A 200-nucleotide genomic window follows, 5' to 3' on the forward strand; every position below is an offset into this window, starting at 1 on the left:
GAGGGGTGGAGTTGACCGGTACTAATAGGCCGAGGGCTTGTCCTCAGTTGCTCGCGTCCACTGTGTTGTTCTGAAACAACGACCCCCAACCCCGAAGAACCACGGGTTGGGTGCGGTTGACAGTTTCATAGTGTTTCGGTGGTCATAGCGTGAGGGAAACGCCCGGTTACATTCCGAACCCGGAAGCTAAGCCTCGTAGC

The 200-nt window shown here is 56.5% G+C and carries 1 rRNA gene; it reads left to right on the top strand.

From position 1 onward, the window contains the following. Positions 1–134: 134 nt before the first annotated feature. Positions 135–200, top strand: a 5S ribosomal RNA gene (rrf, locus tag IH61_RS45485); the annotation flags it as partial.

The organism is Streptomyces sp. NRRL WC-3742, assembly GCF_000720635.1.
Lineage (GTDB): Bacteria > Actinomycetota > Actinomycetes > Streptomycetales > Streptomycetaceae > Kitasatospora.